This is a genomic window from Pseudofrankia coriaricola (assembly GCF_001854805.1).
GTDB lineage: Bacteria > Actinomycetota > Actinomycetes > Frankiales > Frankiaceae > Pseudofrankia.
This window is the reverse complement of record NZ_MBLO01000052.1, coordinates 1-14,152: the sequence shown is the minus strand read 5'-3', so window position 1 is coordinate 14,152 and position 14,152 is coordinate 1. Positions and strand designations below refer to the sequence as shown.

General features: G+C 67.9%; 13 protein-coding genes and 1 pseudogene. 10 read left to right on the top strand and 4 right to left on the bottom strand.

Annotation, left to right across the window (positions count from 1 at the left end):
- Positions 1-71: 71 nt before the first annotated feature.
- Both BCD48_RS55520 and BCD48_RS55515 read right to left on the bottom strand, forming a co-directional pair.
- Positions 72-668 (bottom strand): annotated as a pseudogene (locus BCD48_RS55520) (thymidylate synthase); the annotation flags it as partial.
- A 24-nt stretch (positions 669-692) separates the two neighbouring features.
- Positions 693-1,094 carry an NAD-dependent epimerase/dehydratase family protein gene (locus BCD48_RS55515; RefSeq protein WP_198543188.1) on the bottom strand — a complete coding sequence of 134 codons (402 nt, stop codon included), beginning with the start codon at positions 1,092-1,094 and terminating at the stop codon, positions 693-695.
- Between the two features lie 419 nt (positions 1,095-1,513).
- Between BCD48_RS55515 and BCD48_RS10150 the strand changes: the two genes are divergently transcribed.
- Positions 1,514-2,800 carry an NsdA family TPR-like regulatory protein gene (locus tag BCD48_RS10150; RefSeq protein WP_491677127.1) on the top strand — a complete coding sequence of 429 codons (1,287 nt, stop codon included), beginning with the start codon at positions 1,514-1,516 and terminating at the stop codon, positions 2,798-2,800.
- On the opposite strand, the gene BCD48_RS10145 is transcribed toward BCD48_RS10150, so the two are convergent.
- Positions 2,740-3,396 (bottom strand): HAD family hydrolase, encoded by a 657-nt coding sequence (locus BCD48_RS10145; protein ID WP_071048100.1) that lies wholly within the window; start codon positions 3,394-3,396, stop codon positions 2,740-2,742. The genes BCD48_RS10150 and BCD48_RS10145 overlap by 61 nt on opposite strands.
- Before the next feature lie 357 nt (positions 3,397-3,753).
- Between BCD48_RS10145 and BCD48_RS10140 the strand changes: the two genes are divergently transcribed.
- The 9 genes from BCD48_RS10140 (at position 3,754) to BCD48_RS53345 (ending at position 11,675) form a co-directional block, all read left to right on the top strand.
- Complete coding sequence (locus tag BCD48_RS10140; protein WP_157910465.1) at positions 3,754-4,386, top strand: ATP-binding protein; 633 nt, start codon at positions 3,754-3,756, stop codon at positions 4,384-4,386.
- 250 nt (positions 4,387-4,636) lie between these two features.
- On the top strand, positions 4,637-5,734 hold the full coding sequence (locus BCD48_RS10135; protein WP_241841629.1) for an ISAs1 family transposase: 1,098 nt from the start codon (positions 4,637-4,639) through the stop codon (positions 5,732-5,734).
- Positions 5,735-6,288: 554 nt separating this feature from the next.
- Positions 6,289-7,134, top strand: a complete 846-nt coding sequence (locus BCD48_RS10130; RefSeq protein ID WP_071048097.1) for an SAM-dependent methyltransferase — start codon at positions 6,289-6,291, stop codon at positions 7,132-7,134.
- Between the two features lie 128 nt (positions 7,135-7,262).
- Entirely contained in the window at positions 7,263-7,481 is a 219-nt protein-coding gene (locus tag BCD48_RS45910; protein ID WP_083418428.1) for a hypothetical protein, read from the top strand.
- A 33-nt stretch (positions 7,482-7,514) separates the two neighbouring features.
- On the top strand, positions 7,515-8,099 hold the full coding sequence (locus tag BCD48_RS45905; RefSeq protein WP_083418427.1) for a thiopeptide-type bacteriocin biosynthesis protein: 585 nt from the start codon (positions 7,515-7,517) through the stop codon (positions 8,097-8,099).
- A gap of 92 nt (positions 8,100-8,191) precedes the next feature.
- The gene (locus tag BCD48_RS10120) at positions 8,192-9,856 is read left to right on the top strand and encodes a GGDEF domain-containing protein (RefSeq protein ID WP_071048096.1); all 1,665 of its coding nucleotides are present in this window, start codon (positions 8,192-8,194) and stop codon (positions 9,854-9,856) included.
- 67 nt (positions 9,857-9,923) lie between these two features.
- Positions 9,924-10,340: an integrase core domain-containing protein gene (locus BCD48_RS53350; protein ID WP_241841627.1), complete on the top strand. Its 417-nt coding sequence runs from the start codon at positions 9,924-9,926 to the stop codon at positions 10,338-10,340.
- Between the two features lie 330 nt (positions 10,341-10,670).
- A complete protein-coding gene (locus BCD48_RS51155; RefSeq protein ID WP_071048095.1) occupies positions 10,671-11,252 on the top strand; it encodes a hypothetical protein in 582 nt (193 codons plus the stop codon).
- A 75-nt stretch (positions 11,253-11,327) separates the two neighbouring features.
- Complete coding sequence (locus BCD48_RS53345; RefSeq protein WP_071048094.1) at positions 11,328-11,675, top strand: hypothetical protein; 348 nt, start codon at positions 11,328-11,330, stop codon at positions 11,673-11,675.
- Here the strand turns inward: BCD48_RS53345 and BCD48_RS10105 are convergent.
- Entirely contained in the window at positions 11,627-13,528 is a 1,902-nt protein-coding gene (locus tag BCD48_RS10105) for a hypothetical protein (protein WP_349308008.1), read from the bottom strand. The two genes, BCD48_RS53345 and BCD48_RS10105, sit on opposite strands and share 49 nt — an antisense overlap.
- Between the last annotated feature and the right edge of the window lie 624 nt (positions 13,529-14,152).

Sequence of the window (14,152 nt, the reverse complement as noted above, 5' to 3'; positions counted from 1 at the left end):
GAACGGACGTTGATATGCATCGAGCCGACGTGATGGGTGTAGGTGCCCACGCCTACGCCCAGCCGCCGTGCGGCGAGCTCCTGGATGAGGGTAAACGCGAAGGTGTCGCCGAGCAGGCCGATGACCGCGTCGTTGCCCCGCATGTAGGCCGTCAGGTGGAGCCGGTCGTCCCGAAGCATGAACTGCAGCGCGATGGTGCAGGCCACGTCAGGGTTGTCGGGGTCGACGAGTTCGTCCGGACGCATGATCGGCATCGCGGCGCGTTTGCTGTCGGGATCCGCGTGCAGCAGGTCGAGCACCCGCTCGAACTGGCTCCGCCTGTCCGGACCGCCCGGACGGAACAGACGCGGCCCGTACGCCGTGCCGGTGAGGGTACGGCCGTCGCCGGACACCTTCTCTAGCGCGGGCGCGTAGTGCGCGACCATCTCGAGGTCTTCGCGGCCGGTGAGATACCACAGCGTCTCCGCGTGATTGAAGACCACATTGGTCCTGCGGGCCGCAAGGTAGGGTGTGCGATCGACCGGATCAGCGATCGTGAAACTGACGTTCGCGAACTCCACCGCCGTCTTCCCACGTGTGCTCGTCGAATACTCGGGATTGTTCCGAACCTCAGCGAGCACCGCCAGATAGGCACTCTGGAACGTCGGAAACACCGGTCCACGGATCATGGCAGCTCCTGGGAAGCTTCTCTGTCAGGGAGCCGTGGGAGGAGAGCTCGATGTATGACACACGCCGCAGGTGACTGATGACAGGGGGGACATCAATTTCCCCCTGGGGGGGATGACTCCGTCCCCTCTCTGACCAGGCCACCTTCTGCCCGCAACTAGAACCGGCGACGGACGTCCTCTTCGGGTGTCCGTAGCCATCGTGCTCCCTATCTCAGGCGGACGTACGCCGAGACTGGGCAGGAGGCCGGTCAGCGACCGCCCCACAGCCGCACCACATTGCTTCCAGCCACAGCCAGGTCTGACGGACTCGACCGGAAAACGCGACCGTGCCACCTTGCAGCAGTCGACGGCGACGGTCGTGACTCCTCGGGCAACCAGGTTCTCGACGAGATGGGATCCAATGAAGCCGGCCGCGCCGGTGACCATCGCCCGGTTCATCGGACTGCCGCCGCAGGCCCAGCGGGCCGGAAGCCCTGTTCATCGCCGTCAGCGCTGTCGCTTGGCGTGCCACCGTTCTTGCTCGACGTGTACACCACACATCCCTGGTCGCTGTGGCCCGCATCGGCTGTCGCCGGCAGGGCCCGGCGCACGATCCTCGCCGGCCCGATCAGGAAACCCGGCCACCGGCGCGGGCGGTACCGGCCACAGCCCGTCCAATGGCAACCAGCCGATGACGGAAGGTAGCAGCGTCCGATAGCTTCATCCTGGTCGACGACACCTGCCCGATAAGGCGTTGGAGGTGCGGCGTGGCGAGTAACCGTCATCCCCCGAATCGGAATCTGGCCTGGGAACGACTCCAACGTGGCTGGTCACACGACGAGGTCGCCCGCCGTGTCGGCATAGAGATGGATCACGCCGGTGAGACGTACACCGGTCTGTGCGCCAACACGGTCAGGCGATGGGAGACCGGCGAGCGACGCCCAGAGCCTCGTTACCGCAAACACCTGGTGACCGTGTTCGGAAAGCCCGCGAGCGAACTCGGCCTGCTCACGCCAGCCGAGCTAACGATGCGCCCTGACGTCACGATGGGGAGGGTGGATGGTATGCCGTCTGGCGCGGCCGGCGACGTGAACTGGGACCGGGCCACCGTCCTTCGCGCGCTGCTCGGAGCGGGGGCGCTACCCCTGCTTAGCCCGTTGCTGTCCGTAACATCGGCCGAGGGCGACCCGCACGCTGGATCTTCCCAGGTGGACCCCGAGACCTACACGAAAATCGCGAACGGTCAGCGAGAGCTCTACTGGAACAGCCCTCCGCGTCCGCTCTTCGAGGCGTCCTTCGCGCACACCCACTTGGGCGTCGCACTGGTACGCGGCACTCGCGGCACGCAACGCGCTGCTCTCGCCGCCGGGCTGGTCCAGTCGGCGCTGCTCGCCGGACGCCTCGCCTTCTTTGACCTCGGCCAGCCCGCCGTCGCCACCCGCTGCTACGAAGTCGCCCTCGCCGCCAGCAAGGAGACCGGCGACCACGCGCTCGCCGCCACAGTCCTCGGCCACATGGCCTTCATCCCCGGCTTCACCCAGGACCCTGACGGCGCGCGAAACCTGATCACCGCCGCGCTCCAGCACTGCTGGCACGGCGTCCACCCCATCGTCCGATCCTGGCTGCACTGCGTGTCCTCCGAGATCGAAGCCAGAAACGGCGCCCCGGCAACCAGCCGCCACCAGATCGACCTCGCCGAAGCATCGCTGCCCGACGACGCCGGCGATCTCGCATGGTTCGACTTCTACGACGCGACCCGTCTCGATTCCTTCGCCGGCTACGCCGCCCTCACAACAGGTGATCATCGGGAAGCTGCCCGCCGACTGGCCGCAGCGGCTGACCAACTCGGCGCTCGGGGAAGCAAGCAGCGCAGCGTCATCCTCGCCGATCTTGCCGGAGCACACGGCCGGGATGGCGACCGCGTCGCTGACTATCTTGGCCAAGCGGTCGAAACGCTCGCCACCGACTGGTACGCGACCGGGATGGACCGCGTACGCGCGGTCCGGCCACTGCTGGGAGACAGCAAGCACGGTCGACACATCGACAGATCAGAGCACTGTCACCAGCATCGTGACCTCCCGTCTGCGGAGCGTCAGTTCGCCTCGTTGTGCTTGCGCACCAGATCCGGTAGGTCGGTCAGAGAGTCGAGGTGAAACAGGCAGCGGTCGGCGACTGCGGGGTCCTCAAGGATGTGGCCCCACGGGCCCCGACGGATGAGAGCGGTCGCCATACCAACGGCCTGCGCGGGGCGGATGTCATTGTCGAGCCGGTCACCGACATAGAGCACCTCCCCAGCCAGGCAACCCGCTTCGACGACGACGCGGTGAAAAAACTCCGCCGATGGCTTCTCCACACCCCAGCCGTCCGACGTGCCGATCACATCGACGGAGAGATCCAATGCCCGCAGGATGCCCTCAGCGCGGGCGGTCTGATTGCCCGCCAAGCCGACCAGCAGACCCTCCGCGCGCAGCGCTGCCAGGCAGGGCCGCGCATCGGTGTACAGGTTCTCCTCACCGAACGACTCCGGCTGCCCGGCCGCCGCGCGCCGCTCCCGCTCCAACCCAAGGTCAAACCCGGGCCGGAACACCTGGAATACCTCCCGGTAGTCCAGCCCACGCGCGATCACGGCACCGAACACCGCCGAGAACGTGTGCCGAGGCACCCCTAGCCAATCCGCCCACGTCCCGTACTCCCGGGACTCATCCACGATCGTCTCGCCCACGTCGAAGAACACCGATCTGATCGGCACGCAACCCCTCCGGACTGATCAGACTGCGGATGACTCAAACCCCCAGGATGAGGCTATCGGAGGCCGCTACCTTCCGTCATCGGCTGGTTGCCATTGGACGGGCCGTGGACGGTACCGCCCGCGCCGGAGGCCGGGTTTCCTGATCGGGCCGGCGAGGATCGTGCGCCGGGCCCTGCCGGCGACAGCCGATGCGGGCCACAGCGACCAGGGATGTGTGGTGGACACGTCGAGCAAGAACGGTGGCACGCCAAGCGGCAGCACTGGCGACGAGGCGCCCCCCTGAGCCCAGACGATCACCTTCGCCGAGCCAAGCGGTATCGACTTGCGGCCCCTTCCCTCGCCCCGGAGCGTCCTTTCATGACCCGCATCGAACCTCCCGAGGGTCGCGACCCGAATCGACTGCCCTCCGGATCGCCTCGCACACCGGAGCTATCAACTGCCAGCGCAGCGACAAAGGCCCTGCCCGTCGGCGTGCCGCCACGGCCGACGGTGCGTGACGAGGTGAAGGTGACACGGTCGGTCGTACGATGGCTGGCCGCGACACAGGCCGCGCAGGCCGTCGCCCGTCGGCAGGCACAGGCGACGCTGTCGGGCTGGCGGCTGCTGTTGCTTCTGGACGATGCGCGGCTCGTGAACAGGGAGTTGGTCGCCAACGCCGTGAACGCCTGCAAGGCAGCCCGGGCCGGCGGTCCGGACCACTATCTCGACTGGATCGCGATCCGTCTCACCGACACCGGACGACGACTCACGATTGAAGTCTTCGACGCGGCGCCCGGTGTCCCAGCCCACCGTGCCACCGACCCGCTGACCGAGACGGGACGCGGACTTCACCTCATCGACGCAGTCGCCACCCAGGGCTGCGCGAAGGTCGCCCAGAGTTATGATTGGCTACGTCACGTAGCTGCCTCGCGGAAGCATTCGGATGCGGTAGACGGGATAGCGCGCGTCAGTCCTATCCCCGCGCACTTCGATCGAGATTCGCCTCAGTAGATCGAGCCGGGCATGCCGTGTGCCGACCCGGGAAATCTGCTGGACCGCGATTGGCGAGCCTTGGCCGCCGAATTATCTGAAACCTGGCATGTCGTTGTTACAGAAGTGGCCTCCTGTTCGGGATAATGAAAGTTCCACCAAACAGAACCCCTGACCAGAAGGCCACCGCATGCCATCATGCCAGACCGGCGCCGCTCTGTCGAGCGGCCATGACCAGGCCGGCGAGAACAAAGCCAGTCGACTTCTCGAGATGCTGCGTCAGGTGAAAGATTTCCGTGCGGCCCGCGGAAAGATGTACGACCTCCATTTCGTACTCGCTGTCGCGGTCGTCGCCACACTGGCTGGCGCCGCGAACTACCGCCAGATCGGCAGACGGTCAGGCGACCTTCCACAACGTCTGCTCGCACAGATCGGTGCACCCTACGACTACTTCCGCGCGGCATACGTGGCGCCGGGCGAGTCCACTATCCGGGAGGTCCTCACGAATGTCGACGCGGACCTGCTGGACCTCCTCGTCGGCGTCTGGCTGCACGAATGCGCGACACGTGACCACGACGGAGACCTGGTGATCTCGCTGGACGGCAAGGTCCTGCGCGGCGCCTGGACCACCGGGAACAAGCAGGTCAAGCTGTTCGCCGCCATGATCCACGGAGAAGGTGTCGTCGTCGCCCAGACCCAGGTCCCCGACGACACGAACGAGACCACCCAGGTCGAGAACCTGGTGAAGATCCTCAAACACAAGCGCGGACGAACCATCGCCACCGCCGATGCCGCCCACACCCAGTTCAGGACCGCCATCCTGCTCCACAAAYGCGGTATCGACTACGTCCTAACCGTCAAAAGGAACCAGCCCACCCTCTACCGGCAGGTCTTCGAGCGCTGCCTGCCTCTTCTCCAGCAAACACCGGGCCACGACGAAGAGGAACGCTCACACGGGCGCATCAAGCGGTGGACCACCTGGACGACCACCGCCGAGGACATCCGCTTCCCGTTTGCTCGGACGATCGCCGTCATCCGCCGCGACGAATTCGACCTCGAAGGTAACCGTCTCACCAGGGAGTACGCCTTCATCATCACCAACCTGCGCGGGGGCCGCGCCGCCCCAGCCGCAATCCACACCCACGTTCGCCTGCACTGGGGAATAGAGAACCGCGTACATTACATCCGCGACACCGCCTGGCAAGAGGACGCCTGCCGCGCTCACCTCGGCAACGGCCCACGAAACCTCGCCATCCTCCGCAATCTCGCTCTCGGCCTCCTTCGGCTCCACGGCGTCAAAAAAGTCAAGGAAGCACTCGAACACATCGCCGCAGACCGCAACCGGGCACTCCAATTCCTAGCCACCTAGAGTGACCGACCGCCACCCTCGGCGATCTTCGCGCAGCCCTGGTCGCCACCTGGGACTACTACAGCACCGAAACCGGGCCGGGCAAGGTGGTGCGGGCCGCGTTGGACCATGACGGGCCCGATGCCGACCGCGGCGACGGATCGCAGCCTCTACCCCGCCGGACCCCGACGGCCCTCACCGTCGGCGACGTTCCGGCCGTCCATGACCTGGCGCTGCTACGACGGACCCGCGACGGCCTCCTCGCAGGCGTCAGCCCGCGCCCAGGTCGTGTCCCGTCAGGACACATACGGAACGCTCCGCCGCCCGTCCCGGCCGACTCCAGGCCGTGACCACAGCGACAAAGAATCACGAGCCAACCCACCTTCTCTTCGCCAGTCGAAACACTGTAGACATTCGACGATCCGCCACTCGTCGCGCACCTCGGACCACCTCCCGCCATTCGCATCCCATTCGTGATGATGGCCAACCTTAGAGCCAGGAACAGCGCCACAAACCGAGATCTCGACCACTTCTATCGACCCTTAAAACACGCCTTGAAAAGGATCAGTTAAGCCATGGCATCGGGCTCTCCAGAATCGAACGCGTCGGGCACGGAACTGTATATGGACCGGCCCCATTCGGCGCGCATGTACGACTACTACCTGGGTGGTAAGGACAGCTATCCCGCCGATCAGGAGGCCGCCGAGCTGGTCCTGAACGACTTCCCCCAGGCACCAACCGTGGCCCGGTGCAACCGGGCGTTCCTGGTCCGTGCGACCCGGTTCCTGGCCGCCGAGGCGGGGATCCGCCAGTTTCTGGACGTCGGTACTGGCATCCCGACGTCGCCGAACCTGCACGAGGTCGCCCAGTCGGTCGCCCCTGATGCCCGGGTGGTCTACGTCGACAACGATCCGCTCGTCCTGGCGCACGCCCGCGCTCTGCTGACCAGCCGGACGGGCGGCGCCACCGCCTACCTGGATGCCGACCTACGCGACCCGGAGAAGACCCTCGCCTCCCCGGAGGTACGCAACACCCTCGATCTGAGCCGCCCGGTTGCGCTGTCCCTGATCGCGATCCTGCACTTCATCCCCGACACCGCCGACCCCTACGGCATCGTCACGACGCTGCTCGACGCGCTGCCCGCCGGCAGCTACCTGACGCTCACCCACGCCACCGCCGACTTCGCCCCCGAGCAGGCCGACAAGGCCGCAGCGATCTACCAGGCCCGTGGCATCCCCGCCCAAGCCCGCAGCCGCGACGAGGTCGAACGTTTCTTCACCGGCCTCGACATGGTCTCCCCCGGGGTCGAGGTCGCGCACCGCTGGCGCCCCCACGACGAGGCAGCGGACAGCATCCTGACCGACGCCGACGTGTCCTGCTACGCCGCCGTCGGCCGCAAACCCGAATGGGGCTCGCTCTGATCTCGCGCCCTGTTGCGACCGGATCTCTTCTCGGGGGAGATATGACCACTCATCACCTGCCTGCGGCACCGCCGGGTCAGCTCGTGGATGCCGTGCGCGCTGTCCTCGCCGGTGAGGATCTCCCTGACGTGGCGGCGCGCAGCGGCCTGCCGGCCGCGGACCTGCAGGCCGCCCTCGGCGTCTACCACGCGGGCGGGAAAGCCGCGCTACAAGAGCAGTCGGCGAGCCGCTGGTGCGCCGTCCACATCACCTTCGCCGGCCAGCACCAGGCCGAACACACGATGGCAACCCTCGTGGCACCGGCACTCGACACGCTACGCACCGGCCGCGGCCGGGTCGGCTGGTGATTTACCCGGGGACATCCCGCCTGGAACCTCTACCTGCACCGCGCCGACCCGCTCGCCGTCAGGCGACTGTTCCGCAATCTGGCCCGCACAGGTGACCTCGCCGCCACGGTGCCCGAGATCTACGAACCGGACCCCCACCCGTTCGGCGGACTGACCGGCACCAAGATCACGCACGACCGCGCCGACAGCGAAGCGATCCTCGCCCACCTCCGCCAGGACGACCCACCCCTCCGACGACCCGAGCTGTCCGCCATGCTGCTGGACACCCTGCTCAAAGCCGCCGGACTCGACCGGCCCACCCGCCGCGACCTGTACACCCGCCTCGCCGCCACCCGGCCCACCCCCGACCCAACCAGTGCCCGCCGGCTCGGCGCCGAACTGCTCGCTGTCCTGGCCGAGCCGGCCAGCGACCTCGCGACGTTCGCATCCTGGCGGGACGGCTACGCGACCGCGGGCAGCCGCCTCGCCGACGCCACCGCCACAGGCCACCTCACCTGCGAGCTCACAGACGTCCTCACCTCCATCGTGGACTCGCACTGGAACCGCCTCGGGCTCACCATCGCCACCCAGAGCACCCTCGCCCACGCCGCGACCCACGCCTACCTCACACGGGGCTGACGACGGTGAAGCGCCTTGGCTCGACGTGGCGTCACAGCCGGGCCGTCGCTGTCCGAGTTTGGATGGTTACGATAGGCTGGTGTGGGGGAGTGATGGTAGGACTTCGCATTCTCGGGGGCGCTGTGCCAGGCCGACGTTCGGCCGGTTCGGGCCACAGGCCGCGGTTCCTCTGCGCTGTGGTGGCTTCTGTGGTGCTTGTCGGGGTCGCGGGCGTGCTCGTAGCGCTTTTGGGCCCGCGTTCTGGCCTGACTGCCACGGTGTTCCTCACCTTCGTCGCTGAGGTCGCTGCCGCGGTGGCGTCCTTCTGGAGCGTTCGGTGGGCCGCCGTCGGCGACCGGCGATGGCGGGTGCTCATCGGTGTGATGGCGGCCGGCTCGGCGGTCGCCGGCCTCGCCACCGCGGTGACGTTGCTGAGGGGCAGGTCGCCGGCCGCCCATACGTCGGCGTATCCGATCCTTGTTGGCTTCTACGGGCTGGCCTTGGCGGGCCTGCTCTCCCTGCCCACCTACCCGGCGGAAGGCCGAGGCGGGGGCGAGCGGGGGGGTGGCCCGGCTCGTTGGCACGCGATCACCATGCTGGACTGCGTACTGATCGTCGGTTCGGTCGTCCTGCTGGAGTGGGCGACGGTGCTGGGCGCGGTCACCCGGGCGAGCGCGCCCGACATCTCACAGTTCCTACTCGCCCTAGTCCAACAAACGGCCGTGCTGATCCTGGCGGCGGCTGTCCTGCTGATCGCGAGTTTCCGCAGGCCATGGTCCCCGGCGACGTTGGCGTTGCTGGGTGTGGGCCTGCTGATCCACGGACTCACGAACAACGTCGTCGTCTACCGCGTCGCGCACGGCAGCTACGACCTTCCGTCGTGGAGCCTGATGTTCCTCGTCGCCTTCCTGCTGATAGCCCTCGCCGCGCTGGTGCCCGTTCCAGCCCCGGCATACCGCGACGGCCCGGCCCCGCCTCGTCCGCGAGCAACGTGGGCGCACGCCGCACTCCCCTATGCCGTGCTCGCCGCGGCCGGCCTGGTGATCCTCGGCAAGCTGGCGACAGGCGCGATGCTCGACCGGTTCGAGGCATACGGCATGGTGTCTCTGCTAGTGCTGGCACTCGCCCGGCAGATGCTCACCCTTGCCGAGAACACCCGCCTGCTCGCCGAGGTCCAGGAACGCGAGAGCCAGCTGCACTACCAGGCGTTTCACGACCCGCTGACCGGCCTGGCGAACCGGGCGCTGTTCACCCGGCGGCTGCAGCGGGCGGTCAGCTCCGGCCCTGACCGTTCGGGCACAGAGTCCGGTGGCCGCGGTGCGCCCACCAGCCAGGAGACTGCCGTCTCCGTCCTGTTCGTGGACCTTGACCACTTCAAGCGGGTCAACGACGTGTTCGGGCATGCCGCCGGCGACGAACTCCTCAGGATCAGCGCCGGGCGGCTGCAGGCCGGAACCCGCGCGGCCGACACCGTCGCCCGCCTCGGCGGCGACGAGTTCGCCGTCATCCTTGACGGCGACGGCCCCGACGGCCCGCGCCGCATCGCCGAGCGGCTCGCCACCGCGGTCCAGGCGCCCTGTCAGCTAGCGGGCCGGACCTACATCCCGCGCGCCAGCCTCGGTCTTGTCACCCTCGACGGCGCCCGGCCAGCAAGCCCCGACATCCTGCTCCACCAGGCCGACCTGGCGATGTACACGGCGAAACGCGAACAAGCAGGCACACTCGTCGTCTATCACCCCGACCCGCCCATCCACGCCGACCAACCAGGCGGTTCCTAGCCGCACCGGGTCGTCGAACGAGTCGGGAAACATACCTGGGCCCAGCCCTCCACGATGAGACGGATCCGTGCCGCAAACGAACTTGTCTCCACAGCCCGGAACGCTCTCAACCGGCCGCCCCGGTCGGACAGCACCGCCGCCGCTGGGGCGCCGGGCAGAACGATCCGCCAGCGCGGCGCCAGTTGCGGAGCCGCCGGCTCGGCGCCGGCCGCCGGCTGAGCCGGCCGCAGGAACAGCCCCACCAGAACGCTGGGTCGGCACCGTCCGCCGCGAATGCACCGACCGGCTACTGATCATCTCCGACCAGCACCTGACATCGGTCCTCGACACCTACGCCGAGCACTTCAACTCCCACCGACCCCACCGCTCACTCGGCCAACACGCATCTGACCCGCCGGCCGAAACCGCGCCGGCCGTGGGGTCCACCGTCCAGCGCACTCGCGTCCTCCGCGGCCTGATCAACGAGTACCGCAACACTGCCTGACAGCACCCCCCAAAGATGGTCACGAAGGCGCGGGCAAAAGTCCAGCTCCCAGGCCGAAACCCGAATATTGGAGCCCCACAGCCTCGAAGACCCGGTCCGCCCCTGCCCTGTCCGCCCCTCCGGTCTCGGTCACGCCAAGCATTTACCTGCATGTTCAAGGCCCCGCCCGGCGGGCGCACTCGTCCCCGCCCGCCGGTCCCCTCCCGACGGCTCGTTCGCCGCCACGAGGGGCGTCCGCGGCACCTGCCCGCCGTCGCCTGACGGCCGGGCGACTGTCGCCCGGCCGTCGTTTGCCGACGTCAGCGCACCTGCCTGCTCTACAACAGGGACATGCCACGGTTGTTCGCGCTTCTGGTCACAGAGGTGCTGGTCGTCATCGGCGGGATCTTCACCGCCGCCTTCCTGCTCCCGACCGACAAGCTCTTCCTGCTGGGGCCGATCATCGCGGTGTCGATGATCGTGCTCATGTCCTCGGTCTTCCTGCTGCTGCCACGGCTGATGCGCGCCAGGCTGCAACAGCTGGGGCTGCCAGTCGGTCCGGGGTGGCACCGATCGTCGGGTTCCGCCTCCTCCGGCCGGGGCAGCCGCCTGGACAATGACTTCTCCTACTGGTTCGGCCCGGCCGCCGGCGCCGAGGCTGGCGGCGGCCACGACGACCACGACCCCGGCGACCACCACCGGCGCCACGCCGAGCACAGCGGCCACCCGAGCCACGGCTGGCACCACGGCCCGCACGGGCACCATCACGGTGACCACCACCACGGCCATCACAGTCATAGCTGGGACTCCCACGCCGGCTCCGACAGCGGGAGCTCTAGCGGCTCGGACAGCTCCTGGTCGAGCAGCGGCTCCGACAGCTCGTCTTCCAGCAGCAGCAGCTCCGACAGCTCGTCCTCCAGCAGCAGCTGGTAGCGGACGCGCCGGCCCAGTGCGTGCCGAGAATCCCATCCGCGCTGGTCAGGGCAGCCGCAGCAGTAAGGACTGCTCGTGACCCATCCAGCGTCCGGCCTCCGCCCGGCACGGCCCCCGGCTACGCCGGGATGCCGGTTCGTGCTGCTTCGGCTGACCTACCTCGGAGTCACGAACGTCTTCGCGCTACTGCGCCTGCCACCCCGCGGCGACCGGGACAAGGACATCGAGATCCTCACCCTGCGCCACCAGATCACCGTGGTCCAACGCCAGCCCGACGGCCAACGCATCCAGTTCCAACCCGCCGACAGCCCCCTGCTCACCGCACTCCTACACGCGCTACCGCGACCAACACTGCGCGGCCCGCACCCTTCACGCTATTTCACGACGATGCGGACCCGGGCGAGGTTCTGGATCAGGGTGTAGGGCGTGTTCTGGTCGCCGTTGCGCTGGGCGGTGACCCGGGTGACCGCGAAGTAGGTGCCTGGCTTGGTGAAGGTGTGCGTGGTGGTCACCGTCAGGTCGCCCGCGGGCTTGTCGACCTTGGAGGTTTCCGAAAAGTTCCCCGTGCTGTCGAAGTCCCACTCGACCTTGGTGATCTTTCCGACGCCCGAGGGCGCCTGGGCGTGTGCGGTGAGGGTGACCTGCTGGCCCTGTGCCGCGTTCGCCGTGACCGCGGGGGTGATGCCCTTGTCGCCGAGCTTGGTGACGTTCAGGGTGACGAGCGGCTGGATGCCGTGGCGCTGCGTGGCGGTGCGTGCGAGTTGGACCTGGGTGTCGGCGTCGATGTGGTAGTCGGTGCTGGCTGGCGGCGGGGTGCCGTCCGTGACCCAGGCGTCCAGGTCGAGCAGCGCCTGGTTGAGTTCGCCGCCGTAGCTGACGAGGTGGTCCAGGGATGCCGTGGTGGGCGGCCCGGTGTGGCCGGCGTTGTCCATGTACCAGATGCGGTAGTTGTCGCTCGTTTTCGAGCCCCGGTCGGCCTGCACCCGCTCGCGGTACCAGTCTGCCGACCAGCCGTAGGCCTCGGCGTCCAGTACGGAGCCGAGTATGATCATCTTACCGTGGAACTTGCCGGTCGAGATCGAGCCGGCGGTGGCCTTGGTGAAGATGGTGCCGGCGAGTGTCGGGCGCTGCGGGTAGAGGGGCTTGCCGGAGGCGTCGCGGTATTGGTTCCAGCCGTACATGTCGGGCGAGGGAAGCTGGTAGCGCGGGTAGTACTCGAGCGCGACCGTCCACGAGTTGTCCAGGCGCACGTGGTCCCCGGGACGGATCTCGGCGGTCACCGCGTTGTCTGACCCCCGCACGAAGGTGACGTCGTTCCCTTTCGCGCTCAGGATCGACAGCGTCTTTCCGGCGGCGGCGCCGCTGGTGACGATGAGATCTGCGTAGGTCAGGTCGCCGGCCGGCACCTGGGCGAGCGTCAGTCCGCTGGCTGGTGAGCCCACGACCGCCGAGACGGTGGCGTCGGCCTGGACCCGGGCGGCCCGCACCGATGGGTCGGAGCCTGCGTACCCGGGCTTGCTCCAGAAGTCGTCGGCGTACGTCGCGTCGACGGCACGGACACCGCCACCCACCTGGAAGAACGCTCCGCCGTCGAGGCCCGCGCAGTCCCACCACCCGCGCAGTGGGAACCCGAGCCTGGTCACCTCGCGAAGCGCCGCCCGCTGATCGGCGTTCAGCCCCGCGTAGGGGTCCCCGCTGCCGCCGGGCTCCATTGCGTCGGCGATCCGCGGAAGCTGGTCACGCAGAACGCGCAGCGCGAGCAGTTCGCTGGTCATGTTGGACGGGATCGAGTTCGGGGTCCCCGGCACGATCGGCACGCCGCCGTCCCAGACGCCGTCGGTGTTCTCCATCGCGCCGATCGTCTGGTAGGCGCCACCACTCGGGCCGTAGATGTAGCCACGGGGACGGCTGGAGTCGGCGTACACCTGCGCGGCCACGACCCGAGAGAACTTCGCCGACGCCGCGTCGGTCCGGTAACCACCGAGCTCGCCGGCCCCCGGCAGGCCGCCGTCATTGTTCGTCGACACTACGTAGGCGTTGTTGAGGGCGGCGAAGACAACGTTCTGCGGCTGGGCGTCCTCGACCGAGACCGTCGGGTAGGTGAACTCGAAGAACCGGCCCTGATACTTCTCCGGGAAGTAGAACGAAAACTTCGAGTTAGTGTCCTTGAAACCGCCGTGCACGTAGCGGACATCGACCGAGACCTTGTTGTCCCGGTCGGGGACGGTCCGGTGCTCGTCCTTGTCAACGTAAGGCTGACTGAGCTTCGGATCCACACAGTCCGCCGTCACCATCAAGGCGCCGGCCGCGGTTGTCGCGCAGGCCGGACCGGCGGTAGGCGCGCTGCTGATCTGCAGCGCCTTACCGACGTCGGTCCTGACAGGTTGCGGTGTAGGCGTCGATGAGGCAGCACTGGAACTGCCACTCGACCCGCAGGCGGCCAGGGCGACCGCCAGCAGCGTGGCAGTGGCCGGCAGCGACGGAAGCAATCGCCGCATCCCATGACGTGCCGCTAACACACTGACGCGCGCCGTGCGCGTATCACGGCCTCTTCGATACTCGGCCAAGGTCATTTTTCCTCCACTCGGCTATGCATAGCGTCGCCGCAACCCGGCCGCGATGCCGAGGTCACGTCTGGCGGCATGGTGCACGGAGGGTGACAGCTTTCCTGGCACCGCAGGTAAGGCTGGCGCCACCTGTCTCCCTTGTGTTGCTCATCGGCTGGCGGTTTGGCCGGTCGGCCCGGGATGTGCCATGCGCGGACGGGCGCACCTCGCCAGCAAAACGCGATCCGTGGTCCGAGCCTCTGACCTACATCCGCCAGTTGGGCGTTGATGTTGGGGTCTTGTAGATCGTCGTAAGAGAACAGGTGCCTGCCGCGCAGGGAGAATCGGGGTTCT

Bases quoted from the DNA above. Each gene is read 5' to 3' on its own strand.
- BCD48_RS55515 (WP_198543188.1), bottom strand. From the start codon at position 1,094: ATGGTCACCGGCGCGGCCGGCTTCATTGGATCCCATCTCGTCGAGAAC.
- BCD48_RS10150 (WP_491677127.1), top strand. From the start codon at position 1,514: ATGGATCACGCCGGTGAGACGTACACCGGTCTGTGCGCCAACACGGTC.
- BCD48_RS10140 (WP_157910465.1), top strand. From the start codon at position 3,754: ATGACCCGCATCGAACCTCCCGAGGGTCGCGACCCGAATCGACTGCCC.
- BCD48_RS10130 (WP_071048097.1), top strand. From the start codon at position 6,289: ATGGCATCGGGCTCTCCAGAATCGAACGCGTCGGGCACGGAACTGTAT.
- BCD48_RS10120 (WP_071048096.1), top strand. From the start codon at position 8,192: ATGGTAGGACTTCGCATTCTCGGGGGCGCTGTGCCAGGCCGACGTTCG.
- BCD48_RS51155 (WP_071048095.1), top strand. From the start codon at position 10,671: ATGCCACGGTTGTTCGCGCTTCTGGTCACAGAGGTGCTGGTCGTCATC.